This window comes from Microbispora corallina (genome assembly GCF_016863035.1).
In the GTDB taxonomy this organism is placed as follows: domain Bacteria; phylum Actinomycetota; class Actinomycetes; order Streptosporangiales; family Streptosporangiaceae; genus Microbispora; species Microbispora corallina.
On record NZ_BOOC01000001.1, the window covers coordinates 90184 to 113429 of the forward strand.

Genomic DNA, 23246 nt, shown 5'->3' on the forward strand with positions numbered 1-23246 from the left:
AACGTGCGGAGCCGGGGAAGCTGTGTACGGTCCCAAAGGTCCACCGCGGGCTCGCCGCTGTCCAGAATCAGAAGTCACCGGACGCGCCGCCCGCAGCCGTCCTGACCTGGGAAGCTTGCTCACGCCAGTGACACACCCTGGTCACCGATTGGTGACGAACAGCCCTGAAACGGGCGACACGGGCTTATGCTCCGGCCACAACGTCGCAGACCCGTTGCGATGTTGCGTGTCCGAATGGGGGGACACCACCCCGCCATGACCTATAGAGGGAGCACCATTGCGCAGAGCCGTGATCGCGTTCACGGCCTTCCTGGGTGGACTCGTCTTTCTGCTCGCCTCCCCCGCCTGGGCGGACGGCGAGGCGCTGAAGGGCACACTCCAAAACCAAGGCCAGCCGGTGAACGGCGTCAAGATCAGCGTGGTGACGGAGGACGGACAACCCGTCAAGGAGGTCACCACGGGGGCCGACGGCAAGTGGGAGGTCCCGGTCCCGAAGGCCGGTAAGTACAAGGTCACTCTGGACCAGAAGACGCTCCCCAAGGGGGTGGCCCTCAAGTTCGCCAACCGTGCCACCCTCGACGTCCAGGTCTACGAGGAGAGCCAGCGCAACGTGCTGTTCGCCCTCGTCCCGGCCGGCGCTTCGGGCGCTCCCACCCCCTCGTCCTCCTCGGAGTCCTCGTTCTGGGACCGGGTGGCGCAGCTCACGTTCGAGGGCTTCAACCTCGGCCTCATCATCGCGCTCGCGGCAATGGGCCTGTCCCTGGTGTTCGGGACGACGGGCCTGACCAACTTCGCGCACGGCGAGCTCCTCACGCTCGGCGCCATGTCGGCGTACTTCTTCAACGTCGTCGTCGGCATCCCGCTCATCTGGGCCGCCGTGGCCGCGGTGGTCGTCGGCGGCGCCTTCGGCTGGCTGCAGGACGCGTTCTTCTGGAACAAGCTCCGCCGCAGGGGCAGCAGCCTGATCGCCATGATGATCATCTCGATCGGCCTGGCGCTGCTGATGCGCTACATCTTCCTCTTCGTGTTCGGCGGCGAGAGCTCGGCCTACCTCGACTACAACGCCCAGCCGGGCATCCAGGTCGGCCCGATCTCCGCGGCCCCCAAGAACTTCATCGCGATGGGCATCGAACTCGTCGTCCTGGTGATCGTCGGGCTCGCCCTGCTGCGGACCCGTGTCGGTAAGGCGGCCCGCGCCGTCGCCGACAACCCCGCGCTCGCCGCCTCGTCCGGCATCAACGTCGAGCAGGTCATCCGCATCATCTGGACCGTCGGCGGCGCCGTGGCGGCCCTGGCCGGCGTGATGCTCGGCCTCGCGCAGAACGTCAACTACCAGATGGGCTTCCAGATCCTGCTGCTCGTCTTCGCGGGCGTCACCCTCGGCGGCCTCGGCACCGCGTTCGGCGCCCTGGTCGGATCCATCGTCGTCGGCCTGTTCATCCAGCTCTCCACCCTCGTGGTGCCCACCGAGCTGAAGACCGTCGGCGCGCTGATGGTGCTCATCCTCGTCATGCTCTTCCGGCCGCAGGGCATCCTGGGCCGCCGCGAGCGCATCGGCTGATCGGAGACCCTCGTGGACTGGTACGCGATCTTCGTCACCACGGTCAAGGCGTCAATCGGCCTGGAGACCGTCGTCTACGCGCTCGCCGCCATCGGCGTCAACGTCCAGTTCGGCTACGCCGGGCTGCTCAACTTCGGCCAGGCGGCCTTCCTCGGCGTCGCGGCGTACGGCATGGCCGTCACCGTGGCCACCTTCCACCTGCCCTTCTGGCTCGGCATCGCGATCGGGCTGGTCGCCACGGTCATCCTGGCGTTCCTGCTCGGCATCCCGACACTGCGGCTGCGGGCCGACTACCTCGCGATCGTCACCATCGCCGCCGCCGAGATCGTCCGGCTGATCTTCCGATCGGTGAAGTTCAGCAGCGTCTTCGGCGGCTCGGACGGCCGGCAGAACTTCTCCGGCGACTTCTTCGCGATGAACCCCTACGCCCCCGGCACGTACGGCATCGGCCCGATCAGCTTCAACGAGCGGGTCAGCTGGGTGCTGACCGTCGGCTGGGTCCTCGTCGCGCTGTCCTGCGCGCTGGTGTACCTGCTCATGAAGAGCCCGTGGGGCCGCGTCCTCAAGGCCATCCGTGAGGACGAGGACGCGGTGCGCAGCCTCGGCAAGAACGTCTTCTCCTACAAGATGCAGGCCCTCGTCCTCGGCGGCGTCATCGGCTGCCTCGGCGGCTTCGTCTTCGCGCTCGGGCAGGCGTCGGTGCAGCCCGACCTGTTCAGCACCGAGTTCACGTTCTACGCGTACACGATCGTGATCCTCGGCGGCGCCGCCCGGGTCTTCAGCCCCGTCGTCGGAGCCGCGATCTTCTGGGTTCTGCTGGTCTTCGTCGGGAACACCTTGAGCGAGGCCGTCGGCGCCGGAGTCATCCCCGCTTCGATCATGACCGTCAACCAGGTCGGCGCGGTGCGCTTCATGCTCGTCGGACTCGGGCTGATGCTCCTGCTCATCTTCCGTCCCCAGGGCATCTTCGGCGACAAGAGGGAGATCGCGCTCGATGCACGCTGACACCACCACGACGCGGAAGGCGGCCGCGGCGGCCGTCTTCGAAGGACTCCCCACCGAACCCGGCGTCCCCAAGCCCGACCCGATCCTCGTCGTCGACAAGGTCGTGCGCAGGTTCGGCGGCCTCACCGCCGTCGACGTCGACCACCTGGAGATCCAGCGCGGCTCTATCACCGCCCTGATCGGCCCGAACGGCGCCGGCAAGACCACGTTCTTCAACCAGCTCACCGGCTTCGACACCGCCGACGCCGGCTCCTGGACCTTCAACGGCAACCAGCTCAAGGGCGTGCCCGCGCACCGCGTGGCGCGGCAGGGCATGGTGCGGACCTTCCAGCTCACCAAGGCCCTGTCGAAGCTCACCGTCATGGAGAACATGCGGCTCGGCGCCCAGAACCAGCGCGGCGAGAACTTCTTCCGCGCCCTCATCCCGGGCAGCTGGCGCCGCCAGGAGGACGAGATCACCGAGCGCGCCGAGGAGCTCCTCGAGCGCTTCAAGCTGGACGCGAAGCGCGACGACTTCGCCGGCTCCCTGTCCGGCGGCCAGCGCAAGCTGCTGGAGATGGCCCGCGCGCTGATGGTCGGCCCCGAGCTCGTCATGCTCGACGAGCCGATGGCCGGCGTGAACCCCGCCCTCACCCAGTCGCTGCTCGGCCACGTCAAGGCCCTGCGCGAGGAGGGCATGACCGTCCTGTTCGTCGAGCACGACATGGACATGGTCCGCGACATCAGCGACTGGGTCGTCGTCATGGCCCAGGGCAACGTCATCGCCGAGGGCCCGCCGGACACCATCATGTCCGACTCCCGGGTCGTCGACGCCTACCTCGGCGCCCACCACGACGCGCCGATGTCCGTCGAGGAGGCCGAGGAGCAGCTGCAGGAAGCAGAGGCCGAGCTGGAGATCGAGGAGAAGGCATGACCGCCGCCGAGCCGGACCCCACCCCGGCCGTGACCGACGAGGAGTCCGCGGAGACCGCGCCGGAGACCTCCGGCGCCGCCGTCACCGACCGGTCCGACCACCTCGCCGGCGCCGAGGACGCGCTGCTGCGGGCCGACGAGCTGTACGCCGGGTACATCCCGGGCGTCAACATCCTCAACGGCGCCGACCTGTACGTGAAGAAGGGCGAGCTGATCGGCATCATCGGCCCCAACGGCGCCGGCAAGTCGACCCTGCTCAAGAGCCTGTTCGGCCTGGTCACCATCCGCACCGGGACCGTGACCCTGAACGGCGAGGACATCACCAACCTCAAGGCCCACTCCCTCGTGGCCCGCGGGGTCGGCTACGTCCCCCAGACGAACAACGTCTTCCCCAGCCTCACGATCGAGGAGAACCTGGAGATGGGCGCCTTCCAGGTGCCCGGCAAGTTCAAGGAGCGGTTCGAGTTCGTCTGCGAGATCTTCCCCGCCCTCCGGGAGCGGCGCCGGCAGCGGGCCGGCTCGCTGTCGGGCGGCGAGCGGCAGATGGTCGCCATGGGCCGGGCCCTCATGACCGAGCCGTCCGTGCTGCTGCTGGACGAGCCGTCGGCCGGCCTGTCGCCCAAGCTGCAGGACCTGGTCTTCATCCAGGCCCAGCAGATCAACAAGGCGGGCGTGACCGTCATCATGGTCGAGCAGAACGCCCGGCGCTGCCTGCAGATCTGCCATCGCGGCTACGTCCTCGACCAGGGCCGCAACGCCTACATGGCGAGCGGGCGCGACCTGATCAACGACCCCAAGGTCATCGAGCTCTACCTGGGCACGCTCGCCCGGGCCTGAGAACGACCCCGAAGGCCCCGGCGGACCCCGCGTCCGCCGGGGCCTTCGGCGGTTGTGACCGTTCGCCGACCACATCGACGACAGACGACGACAGACGTCCACAGACGCGGCCACAATGGGCCGTATGACGCGAACCCCCCTCGTGGCGGCTCTGGCGGTCACAACGCTCGTCGCGGGCCTCACCGCCTGCCAGGGCCCCGCCGCCGGCCCGCCCTCCGCATCGGCGACCGGCCTCCGCTCCTCCGCCTCCTCCGGCTCCTCCGGCTCCCCCGGCGCCGACGGCGCCGTGTACGTCACCGGCGCCCGGGCCGGCGACGACGCCTGCGCCCGCGTGCTGTCCGCCATCGGCTACCTCGGGCTCTCGCTGCTGCCGTCCGGCCAGGAGGACGCCCAGCACTGGGACGGCGACGTCCGCGGCCGCTTCGGCTACCTGCGCGGCACGCTCGCCATGTACGGCCCCCACCTGCCGGCGTCCACCGTCGCGGCCACCGAGACGATCGACCGGGTCGCCGAGGTCCTGTCCCGGGCCGACACCCCCGGCGCCGTCCGGCCGTCCCTGCTGCGCCGCTACCGCTCGGCCTCCGGCGTCGTCACCGGCGCCTGCCACGGCGGCACGTCCTGACAGACCCGGCGCGGCGCCCGGACACGCGAGAGGGCCCGGTCCGTCGCGGACCGGGCCCTCAGGCGGCTTCAGGTCAGCCGGCGATCTTGCCGGTGTTGAAGGCGATGTTCTTGTTGGTGTTGTCGGCGCCGTACTGGTAGACGCCGATCGTGGCCTCGGCCGGGTCACCGGCGTCGTTGAACTCGATCGGACCGGACGCGCCGTCGAAGTCGATGTCCTTGCCCGCGTTCAGCAGGTCGGCGCAGGACTTGAAGTCCTTGCACTTCTCGCCGCCCGAGGAGACGTCCTTCAGCTTCGCCGCGATGTCCTTGCCGACGTCGCTCTTGGCCGCGATGGCCGCCAGCGCGGTGAGGATCGTCGCGTCGTACGACTCGGGGCCGTAGTTGAAGTCCTTCAGGTTCGGGTCGACCGACTTGAGCTTGGCCTTGAAGTCGTCCGACACCTGGGCGCCCGGCTGGGTGCCCTTCGCGCCGTCGAGCGTGCCCTTGGGGAAGCCGTCCTTGCCCGTGCCGTAGTTAGACAGGTTGCCGTCGACGAAGTAGTACTTCACCTTGTCGGCGGTCAGGCCCTGCTTCACCAGCTCGGGAACGATCTTCTTGGTCTCGTCGAAGCCGATCAGGGCGACGGCCTTGGGGTTCGCCTCCTTGATCTTCGCGACGTCCGCCGAGTAGTCGGCCGCCTTCGGGTCGTAGATGACCTTCTCGACGACCTGGCCGCCGCCGCCCTCGACCGCCTTCTGGACGTTGTCGGCGAGACCCGTGCCGTACGCGTCCTGCAGGGCGAGGATGCCGACCGTGTCGTTGCCGTCCGCGAGGATCAGGTCACCGAGGACGCGGCCCTGGAGAACGTCCGGCGGAGCCGTGCGGAAGTACAGGCCGTGGTCGTTGTACGTGGTGAACTGGTCCGACGTGTTCGCCGGCGAGATCTGCACCACACCCGCACCAGTGATCTTGTCGATGACCGACAGCGACACGGACGAGGAGGCGGCGCCCACGATGACGTCGGCCTTCTGCTGCAGCAACTTGTCAACCGACTGGGAGGCAATGTTGGTCGAGGTGTCACCCGAGTCGGTGTCGATCTCGGTCACCGGCTTGCCGAGCACGCCACCCGCGTCGTTGATCTCCTTGACCGCCAGCTTCACGCCCGCGAACTCCGGCGGGCCGAGGAAGGCGAGCGAGCCGGTCTGCGGCAGCAGGGTGCCGATGGTGAGGGTGCCGTCGCCCTGGGCGGCAGCGGCAGGCGCAGAGGAGGCGGCCGGCGCCGAGGACGCCGGCGCGGCGCTCTCCTCGCCACCGCCACAGGCCGTGAGGGCGAGACTGGCAGCCGCGGCGACGGCCAGCGCCCGCCCAAGGGGGGCAATGCGGATCATGAAGTATCTCCTTCATCCAGGCCCGGGAAACGTCAGCGCTGCCGACCCGTCCCGATCGATGGGTGAAAGGTACATAGGCCAAGGGGCCTCCGACCAGGCATGCGTCAGAACTGTCCACACTTGGATGCGGAGTCGTAATAACTCCTCAACCAAGTGCGCACACCCGTCCTGACCAGCGGCCTCTTCCTTCACCGCCCTCCCGGGCGCGCGTGAGACGGCCCTCCGGCCCCCTCTCCGCGACCCCGGGAACCCCGTCCCCGGGCCCCCCGACTCGGGCGGGGGGCCGCCGGCACCGGGGCGGACGGTTCGCCTCAGGCGGGGGGACGCTCCTCGCCGGCGTTCTCGCTGACCACGATCTGCGCCACCTGCCGCATGCTCATACGCCGGTCCATGGACGCCTTCTGGATCCACCGGAACGCCTGCGGCTCGGTCCACCCGTGCTGGGCCATGAGCAGGCCCTTCGCCCGCTCCACGAGCTTCCTCGTCTCCAGCCGCTCGGAGAGGGTGGAGACCTCCTTCTCCAGCGCCGCGATCTCCTCGTGGCGGCTCACCGCCATCTCGATCGCCGGCACCAGGTCGCCCTTCGTGAACGGCTTGACGAGGTAGGCCATCGCCCCCGCGTCCCTGGCCCGCTCGACCAGGTCGCGCTGCGAGAACGCGGTGAGGATGAGGCAGGGGGCGATCCGTTCCGAGACGATGCGCTCGGCCGCCGAGATCCCGTCGAGCACGGGCATCTTGACGTCGAGGATCACGAGATCGGGCCGTAGCTCCGTGGCCAGCTTCACCGCGGTCTCGCCGTCGCCGGCCTCGCCCACCACGGCGTAGCCGTCCTCTTCGAGCATCTCCTTCAGGTCGAGGCGGATCAGGGCCTCGTCTTCCGCGATCACCACTCGCCGCTGCGTACTCACGCACAAGAGGTTACCGACGTCCGCTAGATTAGGACCACGCGAGGGGCCGTGGCAGCCGATCTACGGGAAGATCGTCCATACGCTCCCAGCATTCGCAAATAGGACAAATCCCGAAATAGCCCCGATAGACCAATCGGCAGAGTCGATGGCCTCAAAATCCATTCAGTGTGGGTTCGAATCCCACTCGGGGCACTTTTACTGTTTGTACTCGCAGCGAAACTGTCAGTGCCGGTCGGCACGATGGGTGCGTGTACGACTCGTCCTTGCGCCGGCGCGCGATCCTGCTTCTCGGCTCCGGGCTCACAATCAGTGAGACCAGCCGCCGTCTTGGCGTCTCCCGCGCCGCCGTCACCGACTGGCGGGACAATCAGGGACGGGAGAGCCTGCGGCACGCCACGTGTCCCCGATGCCGCGACGTCCCCGGGCCGCCTGAGCCTCCCGAGGCCTACGCCTACCTGCTCGGGCTCTATCTCGGCGATGGCTGTATCAGCCCCGTCGGCGACGCGCCCAAGCGGGTCTGGTCGCTGCGGATAATGTGCGCCGATTCATGGCCGGGACTGCGTGACGAGTGCGTGCGGGCAATCAGGGCCGTCCGGCCGCTGAACAAGGTGCGCGTGCTGCAGAAGCAGGGCTGCACCGAGGTGAACAGCTACTCCAAGCACTGGCCGTGCCTGTTCCCGCAGCACGGGCCGGGAAAGAAGCACGAGCGGGCGATCGTGCTGGCGGACTGGTAGGAGGCGATCGCGGCGGAGCAACCGGGGCCGCTCGTGCGCGGGCTGATGCACTCGGACGGCTACCGGGGGGCGAACCGGGTCCGCAGGCCGGTGGGCGGCGAGGACAAGTGGTACGAGTATCCGCGTTACCTGTTCAAGAACGAGTCCGCGGACATCCTGCGGCTGTGCGGCGACGCGCTCGACCGGCTCGGGGTCGACTGGCGGCACAACAAACGCAACGAGATCTCGGTGGCCCGGCGGGCGGCCGTGGCGCGGCTCGACGAGTTCGTGGGGCCGAAGTACTGAGCCCCGGCTCGGCCGGCTTCCGCGCGGGCACGGGGGTCGTCTCGACGGCGCCCGGCAACGCCGGCCGCCGGGCCCGGGTCGCCTCCGCCGGAGGTTCCAGCGGGGTGCGGGGGGCGAAACGCGTTTTCCAGGAGCTCAGGGCTCGGGGTGGAGGCGGACGGCGTCGAGGGCGAGGGACAGCTCGACCAGGTCGCGGGGGCGGGACAGGGACCGGCCGGTCATCTGCTCGATCCGGCGGACGGGGTTGAAGACGGTGTTGCGGTGGCAGTAGAGCTCCCCCGCGGCCCGGACGGCCGAGCCCTCGCAGCGCAGCCAGGCCGTCGCAGTCGGGCTTCGAGGGCGGCCTCGGGACGCCGATGGACTTCACCGCCGTGGACAAGCCGTCGTCCCGCGCTTCGTACGTGGTCAAGCCCGACAAGACCGCGCTCGGCGGCTCGGTGATCTTCCGTCCGGCGGCGGTGTCCGGCCTGGCCGAGGGCTACCCCGTCCCGGTGGGCTGAGGCGCGGATCCCGGCGGGCGAGGCGGATCAGGCTAGGCTGTCGAGCCAGGCCCGGTGCAGGCGGGCGAAGCGGCCGGAGCCCGCGATCAGGCGGTCCGGCGGGCCGTCCTCGACGACGCGGCCGCCCTCCATCACGAGCACCCGGTCGGCGATCTCCACCGTCGACAGCCGGTGGGCGATGATCAGCGCGGTCCGGTCCGCCAGGACCGTGCGCAGGGCCCGCTGGACGAGCCGCTCGCTCGGTACGTCGAGGCTGCTGGTGGCCTCGTCGAGGATGAGCACGGCCGGGTCGGCGAGGAAGGCCCGCGCGAAGGCGACGAGCTGCCGCTGGCCCGCCGACATCCGGCCGCCCCGCTTGCCCACCTGCGTGCCGTACCCCTGCGGGAGCGACGCGATGTAGCCGTGCGCCCCGATGGCCTCGGCGGCCTCGGCGACCGCCGCCATCGGGGCGTCCGGCCTGCCGAACCGCACGTTGTCCTCGACGGTGCCGCTGAACAGGAAGTTCTCCTGGGTGACCATGACGACGTGGCGGCGCAGCGTGGCCTCGTCGAGGTCGCGCAGGTCGACCCCGTCGAGGAGCACGCGGCCCGCGACGGGGTCGTAGAACCGGGCGATGAGCTTGGCCAGCGTCGTCTTGCCGGCCCCGGTCGTGCCGACGACGGCCACCGTCTGCCCGGCGGGGATCTCCAGGTCGAAGGCCGGGAGCACCGGCGGGCCCGCGCCGTAGGCGAACTCCACGCGTTCGAACCGCAGGCCGCCGGCGGCGCGGGGCAGCGGCACGGGACGCGCGGGCTCGGGGACGCCGGGCCGCTCCTCCAGCACGCCGGAAAGCTTCTCCAGGGCCGCCCCGGCCGACTGCAGGGCGTTGTAGAACTGGGAGATCTCCTGCATGGGCTCGTAGAACTGCCGCAGGTAGAGCAGGAACGCGGCCAGCACGCCGACCGTCACCTCGCCGCGGAGCGCGAGCCATCCGCCGTACAGCAGGACGGCGGCGACCGTGACGTTGCCGATGAGCTTGATCCCGGGCATGAACACGGCGACGAGGCGGGAGCCGCGGGTGTTCGCGTCGCGGTAGTCGGCGTTGAGGCGCTGGAAGATCTCCTGGTTGCGCGGCTCCCTGCGGAACGCCTGCACGGCCCGGATGCCCGTCATCGACTCGACGAAGTGGACGATGACCAGCGCGACGGCCTCACGGGTGCGGCGGTAGGCGGCGCTCGACTCGCGCCGGAACCACCGGGTGAACAGCATCAGCACCGGCAGCGGGACCAGAGCGACCAGCCCCAGGTGCACGTCGAGCACGAGCAGCATGACGGCCGTGCCGCAGAGCGTGAGCACGGCCGTCACCAGGCCGTCGAAGCCCGAGTCGAGCAGCTCGGCGATGGCCTCGACGTCCGAGGTGAGCCGGGAGATCACCCGTCCCGAGGTGTACTTCTCGTGGAACGACAGCGACAGCCGCTGGAAGTGGTCGAAGACCCGGCGGCGCAGCTCCAGCAGCACGTCCTGGCCGATCCGCCCCGCCATGTACAGGAACGCCTGGCGGGTCAGGGCCTGGGTGAGCGCGGCGAGCAGGACGAGGCCCACGATCGTGAGCGCCAGCCCCGGCCCCTCGCCGCGCGCCATCGGCGGGATCCCGCTGTCGATGCCGGTCTTCACCAGGTACGGCATGGCCAGCCCGGCGGCGTTCGACACGACGATGACGGCGGTCAGCACCGCGATGGCCCGCCGGTGCGGCCGCAGCAGGCCGGCGAGCAGGCGGCGCGAGCGGGCCCGCAGCAGCAGGGAGACGCTCTCGGAGAGGTCGTCGCGGTTCTCGGCGGCCACGCCGCGCCAGGAGTCGCTCATCGGACGGCCTGCTCGGGGTCGAGGTCGGCGTCCTGGGCGAGCAGCGCGCGGTACTCCGGCACCTCCGACAGCAGGTCGGCGTGGCGGCCGACGTGGCTGACCGTGCCGTCCCGCAGCAGCGCGACCCGGTCGGCCAGCAGCACGGTCGAGGCGCGGTGGGCCACGACGAGGCCGGTGGCGTCGGCCAGCACCCGGCGCAGCGCCTCCTCCACGAGGGCCTCGGTCTCCACGTCGAGGGCCGACAGGGTGTCGTCCAGCACGAGGACGCGCGGCTTGCCGAGGATAGCGCGGGCCAGCGCGAGCCGCTGCCGCTGGCCGCCCGACAGCGACATGCCCTGCTCGCCGATCCGGGTGTCGAGCCCCCACGGCAGGTCGTACGCGAACGTCGCCTGGGCGATCTCCAGGGCCTCCCGGATCTCGGCGTCCCCGGCGTCGCGGTGGCCGAGCGCGAGGTTCTCCCTGACGCTCATCGAGAACAGCGTGGGCTCCTCGAACGCGGTGGCGACGACCGAGCGCAGCGACGTGAGCGACAGGTCGCGCACGTCGTGGCCGTCGATCGTGACGCGGCCGTCGGTCACGTCGCACAGCCGGGGCACCAGGGCGGTCAGCGTGGTCTTGCCCGAGCCGGTCGCGCCGACCACGGCGACGGTCTCCCCCGGGCGGACCTCCAGCCAGACGTCGCGCAGCACCGGCCGCTCTGCGCCGGGGAAGCGGAACCCGGCGCCCTCGAAGCGGACGTGGCCGCGCGGGCGCGGGATGACGGCGCTCCCGCCCACGATGTCCGGGACCGTGCCGAGCACCTCGACCACCCGGTCGGCCGAGCTCATCGCCTCCTGGCCCATGGCGAGGATGTAGCCCAGCGACGCCACCGGCCAGACCAGCTGGAGGACGAGCGTCGTGAACGCCACCAGCGTGCCGAGCGTGAGCGCGCCGGCCCCGACGGCGACCGCGCCGAGCAGGAGCACCATGGCGAGCGTGACGTTGGGGACGACCTCCAGGAACGTGAAGAACCGGGAGGCCAGGCGCACCTTCTCCAGCGACGTGCGGTGGATGTCCCTGGCGGTGCGGTCGAAGCCGTCGTACACGTGGGCCCGCCGGCCGAAGGCCTTGACGGTGCGGATGCCGACCGCGGCCTCCTCCGCCAGCGTCGCGAGGTCGCCCTGCTGGTCCTGCACCGTGCGGGAGATCCGGATGTAGCGCCTCTCGAACCGCAGGGACAGCGCGACCACGGGCGCCGCCGAGGCCGCGACGAGCAGCCCGAGCGGCCAGTACATCCGCAGCAGCACCACGGTCACCGCGGCGAGCTGCAGGATGTTCATGATCAGGAAGAGCACGCCGAAGCCGAGGAAGCGGCGGATCGTGGACAGGTCCGTGGTGGCCCGCGACAGCAGCTGACCCGACTGCCACTCGCCGTGGAAGCTCATCGGCAGGCGCTGCAGGTGCCGGTACAGGTCGTCGCGGATGGCCGTCTCCAGGCCGAGGACGGGGCCGGTCTGGGACCAGCGGCGCACGAAGATCAGCACGGCCTCGGAGACGCCCAGGCCGAGGGCGAGCAGGCCGAGCGGGAGCAGCGCCCCGCGGTCCCCGTGGGTCACCGGGCCGTCGACGATCTCCTTGCCGACCAGCGGGATCACGGTGCCCGCCGCGATGCCGAGCAGGGCGGCCACCCAGGAGACGACCAGCGCCGGTACGTACGGCCGCAGGTAGGAGCGCAGCCGCCACAGCGAGCGCCACGAGCCGCGGCCGGCGGGGGGACCTGACGGGTCTGCCATCGTCGGCGCAGCGCTCCTCACCGGGCGGTCGGACACGATCGGACGACTCGATCTGCCCATGCTCGGTCAGCGCGCCGCACTCCATCAACCGGTTTTCCGGCGGCTCCCGGTGCTCCAGCCGGCCGCGCCCGCCCCCGAAGCGCACGAAGGCCCGCACGCCCGGCGCGGAGCCGGGCCGTACGGGCCGTGACGGGCGGGCCTAGCGGGGGTGGGCCACCGCGGAGCCGATGGTGTGCACGCGCAGGGCGTTGGTGGAGCCCATGTTCCCGGGCGGGGAACCGGCCACGATGACGACCTTGTCGCCCTTCTCGCACACCCCGAGGGAAAGCAGCGAGGCCTCGACCTGGCGGACCATGTCGTCGGTGTGGTGCACGAACGGCACCTCGAAGGTCTCGACGCCCCAGGTGAGCGCGAGCTGGCCGCGCACCTTGGGGTTGGACGTGAACGCCAGCAGCGGGATCGGCGAGCGGTAGCGCGCCAGCCGCCGGGCGGTCTCGCCGGACATGGTGAACGCCACCAGGGCCTTGGCCTTGACGATCGCGCCGACCTCGGCGGCCGCGCGGGCGATGGCGCCGCCCGTGGTCTCCGGCAGGCGGTCCAGCGTGTGCTTGGCCTGGAGGGTCGTGCCCTCGGCGGCGACCGCGATGCGGGCCATGGTGGACACCGACTCGATCGGGTAGGTGCCGACCGAGGTCTCGCCGGACAGCATCACGGCGTCGGCGCCGTCCATCACGGCGTAGGCCACGTCGGACGCCTCGGCGCGGGTGGGCCGGGGGGCGCTCATCATCGAGTCGAGCATCTGGGTGGCCACGATGACCGGGTGCGCCTTCTCACGGCACAGCTCGATGATGCGGCGCTGGACGATCGGCACCTGCTCCAGCGGGAGCTCCACGCCGAGGTCGCCGCGGGCGACCATCACGCCGTCGAAGGCGTCGACGATCTCCTCGAGGCACTCCACCGCCTGCGGCTTCTCGATCTTGGCGAGGAGCGGCAGGTGGACGCCCTCCTCCTCCATGATCCCCCGGACGAGCGCGGCGTCGCCGGGCGAGCGGACGAACGACAGGGCGATCATGTCGAAGCCGCTCCGCAGCGCCCAGCGCAGGTCGGCCTCGTCCTTGTCGGTGAGGGCGGGGGCGGTGACGGCCACGCCCGGCAGGTTCAGGCCCTTGTTGTCGGAGATCATGCCGCCGATGACCACGCGGGTCACGACGCGGGGGCCCTCGACCGCGGTCACCTCGAGGTTGAGGCGGCCGTCGTCGACGAGGATCGTGTCGCCCGGGCTGACGTCGCCCGGCAGGCCCTCGTACGTGGTGGAGACCAGGTCGCGGTCGCCCGGCACGTCCTCCGTGGTGATCGTGAACACGTCCCCGTAGCCGAGCCGCACCGGCCCGGAGGCGAAGCGGCCGACCCGGATCTTGGGACCCTGCAGGTCGGCGAGGACGCCGACGGCGCACCCCAGCTCGTCGGCCGCGGCCCTGACCCGGTCGAGGATCTCCTTGTGCAGCTCGTGGCTGCCGTGGGACAGGTTGAAACGCGCCACGTTCATGCCGGCCGTGATGAGCTCGCGGAGGCGCTCCGGAGAGGAGGTGGCGGGTCCCAGGGTACAGACGATCTTTGCTCGACGACTCACATGCCCTACCCTAATTGGTACAGACCACTTGATGTGACGGCGCCCACAGCTGTCGCCTAATGTTCAGACTCTTCACGCGATCACGCCCATGGCCTAGCCTTGCCAGCCATGGGACGTACCCGCACATTGGGCGCGATAACAGCGCTGCTCACCGTGGCCGCCTGCGGTGGACAGGCTACCCAGTCCGAAGCGCCCCCGAAGGGCGTTTCCGTGACGCTCAACCAGTGGCGCAACGACGACCCCGCGCACGCCGTGGAGATCTCCGTCCGCAACGACACCACCACCCCGGTCCGGTTCGTGGACGTCCAGCTCGTCACCGACTCCCTGAAGACCCTGCCGCCCGAGCGGGTGGACAGCACGCTCGGGCGGACGCCGCGCACCGACCTGCGGATCCCGTACGGCGCGGCGCGCTGCGACCCCGTGAAAATCCCTCCGGTCAAGCCGGCGACGGTGGTCGCCCACGTCCAGGTCGGGAACGGCCCGGTGCGCCTGGCCCGGTTCCCGGTGCCGCACCCCGACCCCACCCTCGCCATGCTCGTCGCCAACGAGTGCGGGGCGTACATCCTGCGCCAGTCGGTGGACGTGACGTTCGAGGACGCCTGGGCCCACGTCGGCAAGACCCTGCACGGCACGCTCCTGGTCAGCAGGAAGGGCGGCGAGGACAGCCTGTCCGTGGACGACCTCGGGAACACCACGCACTTCAACCTCAGGCCGCTGTCGGGGCGGCGCCGGCCCGTGGTCGTGCTGCCGCCCGGGACGACCCGCCTGGAGATCCCGGTCGAGATCACCCCGGCCCGCTGCGACCCGCACGCGTTCGCCGAGGCGAAGAAGGCCTACCTGTTCCCCGTCTGGGCCACGGTGGGCAGCGGGCAGGAGCACTGGCTCATCGCGACGCCCCCGCCGCCGGTCCAGGCGACGTTCCTGTCGTACGCGGAGAAGACCTGCGGCGTCGGGTGACCACGGCGACGCCCGCCCACGACAGCAGGATGAGGACGACCACGCCGGCGCGCGCCTGCGTGAGGTACTCCCTCGGGTAGACCACGCCCGTGATGTAGGTGTCGATGAAGCCGCCCGGCGCGAGGCCGCGCTCCCCCGCGGCGCGGCGCCCCCAGTTCTCCAGGGCCGTCAGCGGGCACTCCACGAGGCCGGTGAGCTGCACGAGCGCCCACGCGCACGCCGCGAGGTGCGGCCAGATGAGCCGCGGCCACCGCCACGCGAGGAAGCCGCCCAGGCCGATGTACGCGATGACGAGGAAGTGCGACGCCATCGTGGCCTGCCACACGAGCTGATAGATCATGATCTGCCCTCCGCGCCCCCGAAGGTAGATCGGCTCCCGGCCCGCGGGCATCCGCCCGCGTACTCATTGTGCTACTCAGGCGGCGCGGTCAGGGGGTGAGCGAGGCCGCCTTCGAGGCGCTGGCCACGCCGTGGCCGAAGAAGCCGTTCTTCGCCGTGCCGCCCTCGCAGAGCTGGCCGCCGTCGGCGCCGCCGTACTGGTAGAGGCGGGGGGACGGGCAGGCCTTCGGGACGGCCGTGGCGTACAGCAGCTTCTCGACCCGGCGGGGGTCCATGTAGAGCCCGCCCTTGCCGGGCTTGCCGAAACGGCTGATGATGATCGCCGCGACGCCGGTGACGTGCGGCGCGGCCATCGAGGTGCCCTCCATGTACTGGTAGTAGGCGCACCTGCCGCCGTGGCAGTCGCGCACGACGGCGGAGGTCTTGGGCCGGCCCGACTTGTCGATCAGGCCCTGGGCCCGCAGCGCCGCCTCCGGCGCGGCGGCCAGGATCTGCCTGCTCTCGCCCCGCAGGGCGGTGCCGCCGTCGAAGACGTCGCCTCCGGGCGCAGCGATGTCGGTCTGCTCGGTCCCGTAGTCGGAGTAGCCGGCCTTGCGCCCGCTCGGGCCGACGGACGACACCGAGATCACGCCGGGGAGCTCGGCCGGGACGTCGATGCACGAGTTGTCGATGGTCCGCAGCCGCTCGGAGCCGGGCGGATAGTCGGGGCTGGCGGTGTCCTTCGTCGGCTTGCCGAGATCGTGGCCGCTGTTGCCGATCGCGCTGATCAGCGTGACCCCGCGCGCCCGGGCGTAGTTCACGGCCCGGCGCATGCCCTCGAGGATGGCCCGCTGCTCCAGCCGGGCCGCCCGCGAGTCCTGCGGGTTGTTCGGGCAGTTGTACGTCCAGGGGTCGACGTAGAAGCTCATGTTGACCACGTCCACGCCCACGTCGGCGGCGTACGTCAGGGCGTCCATGGTCGGCTTGAGGAAGAAGAAGCCGGAGTCGGTGCCGGCCCGGAGGTTGACCAGCGACACGCCGGGGGCGACCCCGCTCACGCCGATCCCGTTGATCGGGGAGCCGATCGTGCTGGCGACGTGGGTGCCGTGGCCGTCGTCGTCCTCGTCGGCCGGGTCCTTGCAGCCCGCGTGCTCGCAGGGGCCGTCGAGCTTCTTTCCGTTGGGGTCGTTCGGGGTGTCGGTGACGAAGTTGCGGCTGAGCGCGCGGTTGAAGTTGGGCGCGATGTCGGGGTGGCGCCCGTCCACGCCGGTGTCGATGATGCCGACCAGGACCTTGTGGCTCCCCCTGGCCGTGGCGTACGAGCCGGACGGGGTGGCGCCGATCATCCGCATGTCCCACTGCCGGTCCGACAGCGGGTCGCCGGCCCGGGCCCGGCGGGCGGTCTCCGCTCCGGACGTGCCCCTCGCCACGCTCGACGCGCCGCCCGCCGGCGCGGCGGCCCCGGCGGCCCCGGCGGCGGTGTCGTCGGCGGCCCTGCCGATCGCGCGGTCGGCGGTGACGCCCACGACCGAGGAGGAGGCGCCGAGGCGGTCGGGCGAGCCGGCCCTGACGATGAGGTAGCCGAGACGGTCGTCCCGGCCCTCCACCACACCTCCGGCGGCTATCACGTCGCGCGTGGCGGCGGCCCGGGCGCCGTCGGCGTAGAACACCAGGTAGTCGCGCAGAGGTCCGGCCGGGCTCCGTGACCCGGCCCCCGTGGCGGCCACGCCGCCGACTCCGGCCAGCAGCGCGAGCGCCGCGGCCGCCCCCGTGAGCCGCCCCCGTACGTTCAACGATCCTCCTCGATCCGGGATCAGCATCTTTCAGGGGGCCGGGTCGCGCGCGCAACCCAACCACCCAAATTCGGATATTCCCGATTTGTGCCACTATCGCCGCGGCGGGGTCCCCTTCCGCCGCGGCGACCGGCGTTCAGATCACGCGCCCGTCACACCAGCGGGCGGGCGGTCGGGGGGATGGCGACGGGCAGGGCCGTGCGGCCGGACAGGTACCGGTCCACGGCGGCCGCGGCCGAACGCCCCTCGGCGATGGCCCACACGATCAGCGACTGCCCGCGGCCCATGTCGCCGGCGGCGAAGACGCCCTCGACCGCCGTCTCGTAGGACTTCCCGCGGGCCACGTTGCCCCGCGGGTCGAAGAACGCGGCCGGGTCGCCGGCCAGCGCCGCGAGGCCGTCGAGCAGCGGGCCCCTCTCCGGGCCCAGGAAGCCCATGGCGAGCGTGACGAGACCGGCGGGGATCTCCCGCTCGGTGCCCGGGATCGGCCGGAACCCGTTCGCCGGGCCCTCGACCTCGACCAGGCGCAGCGCCCGGACGTTGCCCTCCTCGTCGCCGACGAACTCGGTGGTGGAGACCGCGTAGACCCGGTCGCCTCCCCCGGCCTCCAGCTCCTCGTGGGCGCTCTCCATCTTGAACAGCATCGGGTACGTCGGCCACGGCTGGGCGTCCGGGCGGGACTCCGGCGGCCTCGGCATGATCTCCAGCTGGGTCACGGTCAGCGCGCCCTGGCGGATCGCCGTGCCGATGCAGTCGGCGCCGGTGTCGCCGCCGCCGATCACGACGACGTGCTTGCCCTCGGCCGAGATCGCAGGCTCGGCCAGGTCGCCCTGCTGCACCCGGTTGGCCAGCGGGAGGTACTCCATGGCCTGGTGGACGCCCTTGAGCTCGCGGCCGGGCACCGGCAGGTCGCGCCAGGCGGTGGCGCCGCCCGCGAGCACGACGGCGTCGAACTCCTCGCGGAGCTGCGCCACCGTGACGTCCACCCCGACGTTCACAGAGGTGCGGAACTCGGTGCCCTCGGCCTCCATCTGGGCCAGGCGCCGGTCGACGTGCCGCTTCTCCATCTTGAACTCGGGGATGCCGTACCGCAGGAGGCCGCCGATCCGGTCGGCCCGCTCGAACACGACGACGTCGTGACCGGCCCGGGTGAGCTGCTGGGCGGCGGCCAGACCGGCCGGGCCCGAGCCCACCACGGCGACGCGGCGGCCCGTCCTGACGGCGGGCGGCTGCGGGGCCACCCAGCCCTCGGCGAAGGCGCGGTCGATGATCTCGACTTCGACCCGCTTGATCGCGACGGGGTCGGCGTTGATCCCGAGGACGCAGGCCGACTCGCACGGAGCCGGGCACAGGCGGCCGGTGAACTCGGGGAAGTTGTTGGTGGCGTGCAGCCGCTCGATCGCCTCGCGCCAGTCGTCGCGGTAGACGAGGTCGTTCCACTCGGGGATGAGGTTCCCGAGCGGGCAGCCGTTGTGGCAGAACGGGATGCCGCAGTCCATGCAGCGGGCCGCCTGCCTGGTCAGCGCCGGTCGCGGGAAGTCCTCGTAGACCTCCCGCCAGTCGCGGATGCGCACGTCGACGGGACGGCGTGCCGGCAGCTCGCGCCCGTGTGCCAGGAACCCCTTCGGGTCGGCCATCGGTGTACCCCCCTCTTATCCGTGCGCGGCGGCCATGACCGCCTCGTCGATGTCCCGGCCCTCGGCCTCGGCGGCGGCCCGCGCCAGCAGGACCCGCTTGTAGTCCGACGGCATGACCTTGGCGAACCTGGCGAGCGCGGCGTCCCACTCGGCGAGCAGCGCCTTGGCGACCGTCGAGCCCGTCTCGGTGAGGTGCCGGTCCACGATCTCGTGGAGGAACTCGGCGTCGTCCTCGGTGAGCGCCTCGATCTCGACCATCTCGCGGTTGACCCGCTCGGGCCGCAGGTCGAGCACGTACGCGACGCCGCCCGACATGCCGGCCGCGAAGTTGCGCCCGGTGGGGCCGAGCACGACCGCGCGGCCGCCGGTCATGTACTCGCAGCCGTGGTCGCCCACGCCCTCCACGACGGCGGTGGCGCCCGAGTTGCGGACGCAGAACCGCTCGCCCACGACGCCGCGGACGAACACCTCCCCGGAGGTGGCGCCGTACAGGCCGACGTTGCCCGAGATCACCTGCGTCTCCGCGGCGAACGGGGCGTCGGGGTGCGGCCGCACGACCAGGCGGCCGCCCGACAAGCCCTTGCCGAGGTAGTCGTTGGCGTCGCCGGTCAGCCGCAGCGTGACCCCGCGCGGCACGAACGCGCCGAACGAGTTGCCGGCCGAGCCGGTGAACGACACGTCGATCGTGTCGTCGGGCAGGCCCGCGCCGCCGTACCGCCGGGTCACCTCGTGGCCGAGCATGGTGCCGACCGTGCGGTTGACGTTGCGGATGGGCAGCTCAAGCGTGACCTGGTCGCCGAACTGCAGGGCGCCCTCGGCGAGCTGGATGAGCGTGTTGTCCAGGGCCCTGTCGAGGCCGTGGTCCTGCTCGACCACCTTGTGGCGCGGCGTGCCCTCGGGCAGCTCCGGCTGGTGGAGGATCGGCGTGAGGTCGAGGCCGGCGGCCTTCCAGTGCTCGACCGCCCGGTCGGTGTCGAGCAGGTCGGCGCGGCCGATGACCTCCTCCAGCGAGCGGTAGCCGAGCTCGGCCAGGTACTCCCTGACCTCCTGCGCGATGAACTCGAAGAAGTTGACCACGAACTCGGGCCGGCCGCTGAACCGCTTGCGCAGCTCGGGGTTCTGCGTCGCGACGCCCACCGGGCAGGTGTCGAGGTGGCAGACGCGCATCATGACGCAGCCGGACACCACCAGCGGGGCGGTCGCGAAGCCGTACTCCTCCGCGCCGAGCAGCGCCGCGATGACGACGTCGCGGCCGGTCTTGAGCTGGCCGTCCGCCTGCACGACGATCCGGTCCCGCAGGCCGTTGAGCAGCAGCGTCTGCTGGGTCTCGGCCAGGCCGAGCTCCCAGGGGGCGCCCGCGTGCTTGACCGAGGTCAGCGGGGAGGCGCCGGTGCCGCCGTCGTGCCCGGAGATCAGCACGACGTCGGCGTGGGCCTTGCTGACGCCCGCGGCCACGGTCCCGACCCCGACCTCGGCGACCAGCTTCACGTGGACGCGGGCGCGCGGGTTGGAGTTCTTCAGGTCGTGGATGAGCTGGGCCAGGTCCTCGATCGAGTAGATGTCGTGGTGAGGCGGCGGCGAGATGAGGCCGACGCCGGGCGTCGAGTGCCGGGTCTTGGCGATCCACGGGTACACCTTGTGGCCGGGCAGCTGGCCGCCCTCGCCGGGCTTGGCGCCCTGGGCCATCTTGATCTGCAGATCGTCGGCGTTGACGAGGTACTCGCTGGTCACGCCGAACCGGCCGGAGGCCACCTGCTTGATCGCGCTGCGCCGCTCCGGGTCGTAGAGCCGCTCGGGGTCCTCGCCGCCCTCGCCCGTGTTCGACTTGCCGCCGAGGCGGTTCATCGCGATGGCCAGCGTCTCGTGCGCCTCCATCGAGATCGACCCGTACGACATGGCGCCGGTGGAGAACCGCTTCACGATCGACTCGACCGGCTCGACCTCCTCGATCGGGACCGGCGGGCCGCCCGGGCGCAGCCGGAACAGGCCGCGCAGCGTCATCAGCCGCTCGGACTGCCCGTCGACGAGCGAGGTGTACTCCTTGAAGATCTCGTACCGGCGGGTGCGGGTCGAGTGCTGCAGCTTGAAGACCGTCACCGGGTTGAACAGGTGCGGCTCGCCCTCGCGGCGCCACTGGTACTCGCCGCCGACCTCCAGCCGGCGGTGCGGGTTCTCGGCCCGCGGGTAGGCCCGCTGGTGCCGTTCGATCGCCTCACGGGCCAGCACGTCGAAGCCGACGCCGCCGAGCCGGGAGGTCGTGCCGGTGAAGCACTGGTCGACGACCTCGGAACCCAGGCCGAGCGCCTCGAAGATCTGCGCGCCCGTGTACGAGGCGACCGTGGACACGCCCATCTTGGACATGACCTTCAGGACGCCCTTGCCGTACGCCTTGATGAGGTTGCGGACGGCCTTGCGCGGCTCCAGGTCGAGCGCGCCGGTGGCGATCATGTCCTCGGCCGTCTCCAGGGCGAGGTACGGGTTGATCGCGCTGGCGCCGTACCCGATGAGCAGGGCCATGTGGTGGCACTCGCGGGCCTCGCCGGTCTCGATCACGAGGCCGACCCGGGTACGCGACTTCTCCCGGATGAGGTGGTGGTGCACCGCGCCGGTGAGCAGCAGCGACGGGATCGGCGCCCGGTCGCGCGAGGAGCCGCGGTCGGACAGCACGATGATCCGCGCGCCGTCCGCGATCGCTCGGGACACCTCCTGGCGGATCTCCTCCAGGCGGGCGACCAGCGCCTCGCCGCCGCCGGCCACGTCGAACAGGCCGGACACGACGTACGGCTGGAAGCCGGGCAGCGCGCCCTCGTCGTTGATGTGGACGATCTTGGCCAGCTCGTCGTTGTCGATCACCGGGTACGGCAGCACGAGCCGGCGGCACGAGGCCGGTCCGGGCTCGAGCAGGTTGCCCTCGGGGCCGATCGTCGACTGCAGGGAGGTGACGAGCTCCTCGCGGATGGCGTCCAGCGGCGGGTTGGTGACCTGCGCGAACAGCTGGCTGAAGTAGTCGAACAGCAGCCGGGGCCGCTCGCTCAGCACGGCCACGGGCGTGTCGGTGCCCATCGAGCCGATCGGCTCGGCCGCGTTCTTCGCCATCGGCGCGAGGATGACCCGCAGCTCCTCCTCGGTGTAGCCGAAGGTCTGCTGCCGCTTGACCAGGGCCTCGTGCGTCGGGTGCTCGTGCTCGCGCTCGGGCAGCTCCTCGAAGCGGACCAGGCCCGCGTGCAGCCACTCGCCGTACGGCAGGGCCGCGGCGAGCTCCGCCTTGATCTCGTCGTCCTCGATGATCTTGCCGCGGGAGGTGTCGACCAGGAACATCCGGCCCGGCTGGAGGCGGCCCTTGCGGACGACCTTCTCCTGCGGGATGTCGGACAGCACACCCGCCTCGGAGGCGAGCACGACCAGGCCGTCGTCGGTCACCCAGAACCGGCCGGGCCGCAGCCCGTTGCGGTCGAGGACGGCGCCGACCAGCGTGCCGTCGGAGAACGTGATCGACGCCGGGCCGTCCCAGGCCTCCATCAGCGTCGAGTGGAACTCGTAGAACGCCCGGCGGGCGGGGTCCATCTCGGTGTGGTTCTCCCACGCCTCCGGGATCATCATCAGCACGGCGTGCGGGAGCGACCGGCCGCCGAGGTGGAGCAGCTCCAGCGTCTCGTCGAACGACGCGGTGTCCGACCCGTCCGGGTCGCAGATCGGGAACAGGCGCTCCAGGTCGCCGGGGATCAGGCCGGTGGCCAGCATGGCCTCGCGGGCCCGCATCCAGTTGCGGTTGCCGCGGACGGTGTTGATCTCGCCGTTGTGCGCGACGTACCGGTACGGGTGGGCCAGCGGCCACGAGGGGAACGTGTTGGTGGAGAACCGGGAGTGCACCAGCGCGATCGCGGTGACGTAGCGCTCGTCGCTCAGGTCGGGGAAGAACGGCTCGACCTGCAGCGAGGTCAGCATGCCCTTGTAGACGATCGTCCGCGACGACAGCGAGGCGAAGTAGACGTCGGCCTCGTGCTCGGCGCGCTTGCGGAAGCCGAAGATGATCCGGTCGAGGTCGACCCCGGTCTCGCCGCCGGGCGAGGAGACGAACAGCTGCCGGAAGAACGGCATGACGGCCCGCGCGCTCGCGCCGGGCAGGCCGGCGTCGACCGGGAGGTCGCGCCAGCCGAGGACCGTGACGTTCTCCTCGGCCGCGATCTCCTCGATCAGGCGGACGGCGGCCTCCCTGGCCTCCTCGTCGAGCGGGAGGAACGCGGTGCCCGCGGCGTACGAGCCCTCGGGCGGCAGGGGGAAGTCGACGACCGCGCGGAAGAAGGCGTCGGGGATCTGGGTGAGGATGCCCGCGCCGTCGCCGGTGTCGGGCTCGCTCCCGCTCGCGCCGCGGTGGTCGAGGTTACGCAGCGCCGTCAGCGCCTTGGCGATGATGTCGTAGCTCCGGCGGCCGGCGACGTCGGCCACCATGGCCACGCCACAGGCGTCGTGCTCGTTGGCGGGGTCGTAGAGTCCCTGGGGCCGCGGCAGGCCCCTGTGAAGGCCAAGGCGGGCAGCAGGCATGTAGTCACTCCCGTCGTCATCG

19 protein-coding genes and 1 tRNA gene are annotated in these 23246 nt (G+C 71.3%); 10 read left to right on the forward strand and 10 right to left on the reverse strand.

Translation table 11 applies throughout. The features are described from left to right. The first annotated feature begins 277 nt into the window (after window positions 1-277). The 5 genes from Mco01_RS00435 (at window position 278) to Mco01_RS00455 (ending at window position 4937) form a co-directional block, all read left to right on the forward strand. Window positions 278-1561 (forward strand): branched-chain amino acid ABC transporter permease, encoded by a 1284-nt coding sequence (locus tag Mco01_RS00435; RefSeq protein WP_239103231.1) that lies wholly within the window; start codon window positions 278-280, stop codon window positions 1559-1561. A gap of 12 nt (window positions 1562-1573) precedes the next feature. Beyond that, on the forward strand, window positions 1574-2566 hold the full coding sequence (locus Mco01_RS00440) for a branched-chain amino acid ABC transporter permease (RefSeq protein WP_036321259.1): 993 nt from the start codon (window positions 1574-1576) through the stop codon (window positions 2564-2566). Continuing rightward, the gene (locus Mco01_RS00445) at window positions 2556-3479 is read left to right on the forward strand and encodes an ABC transporter ATP-binding protein (protein WP_036321261.1); all 924 of its coding nucleotides are present in this window, start codon (window positions 2556-2558) and stop codon (window positions 3477-3479) included. The genes Mco01_RS00440 and Mco01_RS00445 overlap by 11 nt, the downstream gene beginning before the upstream one ends. After that, window positions 3476-4315: an ABC transporter ATP-binding protein gene (locus Mco01_RS00450; protein WP_084369506.1), complete on the forward strand. Its 840-nt coding sequence runs from the start codon at window positions 3476-3478 to the stop codon at window positions 4313-4315. Before Mco01_RS00445 ends, Mco01_RS00450 begins: the two co-directional genes overlap by 4 nt. A gap of 124 nt (window positions 4316-4439) precedes the next feature. Further along, window positions 4440-4937 (forward strand): hypothetical protein, encoded by a 498-nt coding sequence (locus Mco01_RS00455; protein ID WP_204054919.1) that lies wholly within the window; start codon window positions 4440-4442, stop codon window positions 4935-4937. A gap of 73 nt (window positions 4938-5010) precedes the next feature. Here Mco01_RS00455 and Mco01_RS00460 read toward each other — a convergent pair whose 3' ends face one another. After that, a complete protein-coding gene (locus Mco01_RS00460) occupies window positions 5011-6306 on the reverse strand; it encodes an ABC transporter substrate-binding protein (RefSeq protein ID WP_204054920.1) in 1296 nt (431 codons plus the stop codon). A 311-nt stretch (window positions 6307-6617) separates the two neighbouring features. Then, window positions 6618-7214, reverse strand: coding sequence for an ANTAR domain-containing response regulator (locus Mco01_RS00465; protein ID WP_269750553.1), 597 nt, complete (start codon window positions 7212-7214; stop codon window positions 6618-6620). 118 nt (window positions 7215-7332) lie between these two features. Between Mco01_RS00465 and Mco01_RS00470 the strand changes: the two genes are divergently transcribed. The 3 genes from Mco01_RS00470 (at window position 7333) to Mco01_RS40045 (ending at window position 8233) form a co-directional block, all read left to right on the forward strand. After that, a tRNA-Leu gene (locus tag Mco01_RS00470) sits at window positions 7333-7406 on the forward strand. 56 nt (window positions 7407-7462) lie between these two features. Beyond that, entirely contained in the window at window positions 7463-7948 is a 486-nt protein-coding gene (locus Mco01_RS40040; RefSeq protein WP_307825535.1) for a helix-turn-helix domain-containing protein, read from the forward strand. Between the two features lie 33 nt (window positions 7949-7981). Beyond that, window positions 7982-8233, forward strand: coding sequence for a hypothetical protein (locus tag Mco01_RS40045; protein ID WP_307825536.1), 252 nt, complete (start codon window positions 7982-7984; stop codon window positions 8231-8233). A 135-nt stretch (window positions 8234-8368) separates the two neighbouring features. On the opposite strand, the gene Mco01_RS00480 is transcribed toward Mco01_RS40045, so the two are convergent. Next, the gene (locus tag Mco01_RS00480; RefSeq protein ID WP_239103266.1) at window positions 8369-8545 is read right to left on the reverse strand and encodes a helix-turn-helix domain-containing protein; all 177 of its coding nucleotides are present in this window, start codon (window positions 8543-8545) and stop codon (window positions 8369-8371) included. Between the two features lie 44 nt (window positions 8546-8589). Here Mco01_RS00480 and Mco01_RS00485 point away from each other — a divergent pair, with 44 nt between their 5' ends. Next, complete coding sequence (locus Mco01_RS00485) at window positions 8590-8733, forward strand: hypothetical protein (RefSeq protein ID WP_204054921.1); 144 nt, start codon at window positions 8590-8592, stop codon at window positions 8731-8733. 27 nt (window positions 8734-8760) lie between these two features. Here Mco01_RS00485 and Mco01_RS00490 read toward each other — a convergent pair whose 3' ends face one another. The 3 genes from Mco01_RS00490 to pyk all read right to left on the reverse strand — a co-directional run bounded on the left by Mco01_RS00490 (window position 8761) and on the right by pyk (window position 13977). After that, window positions 8761-10575 (reverse strand): ABC transporter ATP-binding protein, encoded by a 1815-nt coding sequence (locus tag Mco01_RS00490; protein WP_204054922.1) that lies wholly within the window; start codon window positions 10573-10575, stop codon window positions 8761-8763. Further along, entirely contained in the window at window positions 10572-12347 is a 1776-nt protein-coding gene (locus tag Mco01_RS00495; protein ID WP_204054923.1) for an ABC transporter ATP-binding protein, read from the reverse strand. The genes Mco01_RS00490 and Mco01_RS00495 overlap by 4 nt, the downstream gene beginning before the upstream one ends. Before the next feature lie 199 nt (window positions 12348-12546). Beyond that, the gene (gene pyk / locus Mco01_RS00500) at window positions 12547-13977 is read right to left on the reverse strand and encodes a pyruvate kinase (RefSeq protein ID WP_036321283.1); all 1431 of its coding nucleotides are present in this window, start codon (window positions 13975-13977) and stop codon (window positions 12547-12549) included. A 210-nt stretch (window positions 13978-14187) separates the two neighbouring features. Here pyk and Mco01_RS00505 point away from each other — a divergent pair, with 210 nt between their 5' ends. Continuing rightward, the gene (locus Mco01_RS00505; protein ID WP_204054924.1) at window positions 14188-14934 is read left to right on the forward strand and encodes a hypothetical protein; all 747 of its coding nucleotides are present in this window, start codon (window positions 14188-14190) and stop codon (window positions 14932-14934) included. On the opposite strand, the gene Mco01_RS00510 is transcribed toward Mco01_RS00505, so the two are convergent. From Mco01_RS00510 to gltB, 4 genes are all read right to left on the reverse strand, one after another. Then, window positions 14861-15274, reverse strand: coding sequence for a DUF2784 domain-containing protein (locus tag Mco01_RS00510; RefSeq protein ID WP_204054925.1), 414 nt, complete (start codon window positions 15272-15274; stop codon window positions 14861-14863). The two genes, Mco01_RS00505 and Mco01_RS00510, sit on opposite strands and share 74 nt — an antisense overlap. A gap of 88 nt (window positions 15275-15362) precedes the next feature. Continuing rightward, window positions 15363-17045, reverse strand: coding sequence for a S8 family peptidase (locus Mco01_RS00515; RefSeq protein WP_239103232.1), 1683 nt, complete (start codon window positions 17043-17045; stop codon window positions 15363-15365). Between the two features lie 152 nt (window positions 17046-17197). After that, window positions 17198-18682 (reverse strand): glutamate synthase subunit beta, encoded by a 1485-nt coding sequence (locus tag Mco01_RS00520; RefSeq protein ID WP_204054927.1) that lies wholly within the window; start codon window positions 18680-18682, stop codon window positions 17198-17200. Between the two features lie 15 nt (window positions 18683-18697). Then, entirely contained in the window at window positions 18698-23224 is a 4527-nt protein-coding gene (gltB, locus tag Mco01_RS00525; RefSeq protein WP_204054928.1) for a glutamate synthase large subunit, read from the reverse strand. Between the last annotated feature and the right edge of the window lie 22 nt (window positions 23225-23246).

Bases quoted from the DNA above. Each gene is read 5' to 3' on its own strand.
- Mco01_RS00450 (WP_084369506.1), top strand. From the start codon at position 3,476: ATGACCGCCGCCGAGCCGGACCCCACCCCGGCCGTGACCGACGAGGAG.
- Mco01_RS00490 (WP_204054922.1), bottom strand. From the start codon at position 10,575: ATGAGCGACTCCTGGCGCGGCGTGGCCGCCGAGAACCGCGACGACCTC.
- Mco01_RS00520 (WP_204054927.1), bottom strand. From the start codon at position 18,682: ATGGCCGACCCGAAGGGGTTCCTGGCACACGGGCGCGAGCTGCCGGCA.
- gltB (WP_204054928.1), bottom strand. From the start codon at position 23,224: ATGCCTGCTGCCCGCCTTGGCCTTCACAGGGGCCTGCCGCGGCCCCAG.
- Mco01_RS00455 (WP_204054919.1), top strand. From the start codon at position 4,440: ATGACGCGAACCCCCCTCGTGGCGGCTCTGGCGGTCACAACGCTCGTC.
- Mco01_RS00485 (WP_204054921.1), top strand. From the start codon at position 8,590: ATGGACTTCACCGCCGTGGACAAGCCGTCGTCCCGCGCTTCGTACGTG.
- Mco01_RS00495 (WP_204054923.1), bottom strand. From the start codon at position 12,347: ATGGCAGACCCGTCAGGTCCCCCCGCCGGCCGCGGCTCGTGGCGCTCG.
- Mco01_RS00460 (WP_204054920.1), bottom strand. From the start codon at position 6,306: ATGATCCGCATTGCCCCCCTTGGGCGGGCGCTGGCCGTCGCCGCGGCT.
- Mco01_RS00445 (WP_036321261.1), top strand. From the start codon at position 2,556: ATGCACGCTGACACCACCACGACGCGGAAGGCGGCCGCGGCGGCCGTC.
- Mco01_RS00510 (WP_204054925.1), bottom strand. From the start codon at position 15,274: ATGATCTATCAGCTCGTGTGGCAGGCCACGATGGCGTCGCACTTCCTC.